The sequence below is a fragment of the Luteibacter sp. P4_D7_3 genome (assembly GCF_056401735.1).
Window position 1 is genome coordinate 1 of sequence record NZ_JBFUIT010000436.1, and the last position, 2,597, is coordinate 2,597.

Below are 2,597 nucleotides of genomic sequence, written 5' to 3' on the forward strand. Positions count from 1 at the left end.
ATATTGAGCGTCGCGTCGCCATCGGTCGTGTCCTGATTCGAGAACGTGGTGCTCGAAAGGACGTCGTGTATGCCGACGTGGCGCTGGTTCTGGGTGGCGCAGCCGGCGAGCAGCACGACGCCGGCAAGGGCGAGATAACGCATGGGAGTGGCTCCACGGGGAATGTGAAGAGCATTGGTTTCCGCCCGTGCACGATCTGTGAATACGCACCCGCATCAGCGCCGCCACGCCGCGTAGACACCCGCCCGCCAACAATCCCGCGCCACACTCCTAAGGAAGCGCCCATGGCCAGCCGAGACTGGATCGACATCGAATCGTTTGAAGCGATCGACGACACCGAGCAATTCGACCGTCCTGACATTCCCCGTGTCGAGGCCGTGCTCAGCGGCGCACCCGAGCGCGACTGGCAGCAGTTCTTCATCGTCCGCGCCCGCGCCCTCGAACAGACCCACCCGGGGCTGAAGATGGAAATCCTCGCCGACCGGCTGGGTTTTCACACCCGCGCCAGCAACGTCGAGGAGACCTGTCGCCTGGTTAACGACGCCGTGCAGGGCACCAATCAGGACTTCGCCGCGCAAAAGGCGGCGGAGGAGCAGCGCGTCGCCGATCGCAACCAGGAGGTTCGCGAACTGATGGCGCGGGTCAAGACGATCAACGGCGCCTGGTCGCCGCGGGAACCCACGGGCTGACACCCCACGGACAGTCTGGGAGGGATAGAATCCGCCCATGAACTCCAAACCGTCAGCCACTCCCTCCGCCCTGGTCTTCGATCGGGCGAGCATGGTGGCCGAGACGGTGGCCATGGTCCTCGAGGATGCCGGCTACCAGACCCGGGCGACGGTGACCTATCGGGAGGCCCGGCGGGCCTTCCAGGAAATGAGCGAGCTGGTCCTGATGGTGGTGCACGCAGACACCCCGGGCGAGCGGCGTGGCAGGGAACTGCTCAATGCCGCGCTTCGCGATCGGCCGGACACCGCCATCGTGATCGTATCGAGCCGGTTGCCGGAAGACCTCGAGCCGGCACCGCGTTCGGCCGTGTTCCTCGTCAAGCCCTTCGACCGCGAGCAATTGCTCGACGCCGTCGAACGGGCCCGCCTGGCACGGCCGGTCGCCTGACGGACACATCGACGCCGCTGACATGTGCGGACGCTATGCCACCTATGGCCCGGTAAGCATGTCGCGCGATGCCCGCGAGGTGCTCGAGCGCCTCGAGCTGGACCTGACCAGCGAGATCAACCAGCGCGACGATCACTTCAATATCGCACCTACCCAGCGCGCACTCGTGGTCACGGCGGAAAATGCCGAACTGCACGTGGGTCTGCACCGATGGGGGCTCATTCCTTCCTGGGCGAAGGACATGAGCATCGGAGCGAAGCTGATCAATGCACGCCGCGAAGGCATCGCCGCCAAGCCCGCCTTCCGTGCCGCCATGCGTCGTCGGCGCTGCCTCATTCCCGCATCGGGGTACTACGAGTGGCAGGGCGAGAAAGGTCACAAGCAGCCGTTCTTCATCCGGCCGCCCGACGGCAGCCTGATGTTGTTCGCGGGCTTATGGGAAACCTGGCGCGACGCGGACAACCAACCGCTGCGCACGTACACCATCATCACCGGTGAACCCGGCAAGATCGGCGGCGACATCCACGACCGGCAACCGGTGATTCTCGCGCCGGATGCCTGGGAAGACTGGCTATTTGCAGCGCCCGACAAGGCCGTCGCGCTGCTGGATGCTGCTAACGAACCGGACCTCGTCCACTACCCCGTGACGAAGGCGGTCAGCTCGCCAAAAAACAATGGGCCCGAACTGGTCGAGCCCATCGAGCTCCCGGTTACTGGGCCGGAGGCGTAGCCGACGACGACGGAGCAGCCGGTGCGACGGGGGCAACCGGTGCCGCGGGAGCTATCGGCGCCGCGGGGGCAGCCGACGAGAGGCATGAGATCGCTTCGTCGCGATAGCTGCTGTTGTAGTCGCTCTTCGGCTTCTTCAGTTCGTACATCACGACCTGCGAACCGGAACCGTTGGCCGTGATTTCCAGGCGCTCATAAGAGCCATCCTTGCTGGCCGTGACCGTACCCTTGGCGTCCTTCGCGTCGCCCTTGGCATCGGGCGCCAGCGCCTGCCACTTGGGCAACACGCACTGCACGTAGGCCGTCACGGTCTTGTCCGACTTGCTGCTGAGCTTGGGCAAGGTGTCCTTCATGCCGCTGGTGGCACAACCGGCGAGGAGGACGGTGGCGGCGATCGCAAGAACGTGTTTCATGCTGGATTCCACGGTTAGGTCCCGGGATTCTAGCGGGTTCGGACGCTTGCCATCAGCCACCGGCGCGAGCGATCGCATTGGCTTCGACGTGTGCCAGCTGGCCGTTCGTGCATTTGAGGTAGCCGGACGAGGCAAGCCAGCGTTTATCGGGGTAGTAGGAGAACACCATCTGTCCGCCCTTGAGGGCGTCGATCAACTGGTGCGCGATCGCGATACGGACGGCCGGGCAGCCCCAGCTGCGACCAATGCGACCCGCGACCTTCGCCATGGCCTCGTTCACATAGGCAGCGCCGTGGATCACGATGGCCCGGGCCAGCGCCTGGTCGTTCACACCGGCCT

The 2,597-nt window shown here is 65.1% G+C and carries 5 protein-coding genes; 3 read left to right on the plus strand and 2 right to left on the minus strand.

Annotated features, from left to right (window positions below):
• Positions 1 to 284: 284 nt before the first annotated feature.
• Genes AC1DSN_RS21160 through AC1DSN_RS21170 form a run of 3 tightly spaced genes read left to right on the plus strand, consistent with a single transcriptional unit; the run spans position 285 to position 1,846 of the window.
• Entirely contained in the window at positions 285 to 689 is a 405-nt protein-coding gene (locus tag AC1DSN_RS21160; protein WP_477294682.1) for a hypothetical protein, read from the plus strand.
• Between the two features lie 37 nt (positions 690 to 726).
• On the plus strand, positions 727 to 1,116 hold the full coding sequence (locus tag AC1DSN_RS21165; protein WP_477294680.1) for a hypothetical protein: 390 nt from the start codon (positions 727 to 729) through the stop codon (positions 1,114 to 1,116).
• A 22-nt stretch (positions 1,117 to 1,138) separates the two neighbouring features.
• A complete protein-coding gene (locus tag AC1DSN_RS21170) occupies positions 1,139 to 1,846 on the plus strand; it encodes an SOS response-associated peptidase (RefSeq protein WP_477294678.1) in 708 nt (235 codons plus the stop codon).
• Here the strand turns inward: AC1DSN_RS21170 and AC1DSN_RS21175 are convergent.
• Both AC1DSN_RS21175 and AC1DSN_RS21180 read right to left on the minus strand, forming a co-directional pair.
• Entirely contained in the window at positions 1,827 to 2,258 is a 432-nt protein-coding gene (locus AC1DSN_RS21175; protein ID WP_063572607.1) for a hypothetical protein, read from the minus strand. The two genes, AC1DSN_RS21170 and AC1DSN_RS21175, sit on opposite strands and share 20 nt — an antisense overlap.
• Positions 2,259 to 2,310: 52 nt before the next feature.
• Positions 2,311 to 2,597 (minus strand): murein L,D-transpeptidase catalytic domain-containing protein (locus tag AC1DSN_RS21180; protein ID WP_477332695.1); only part of this gene is annotated, 287 nt, incomplete at its 5' end.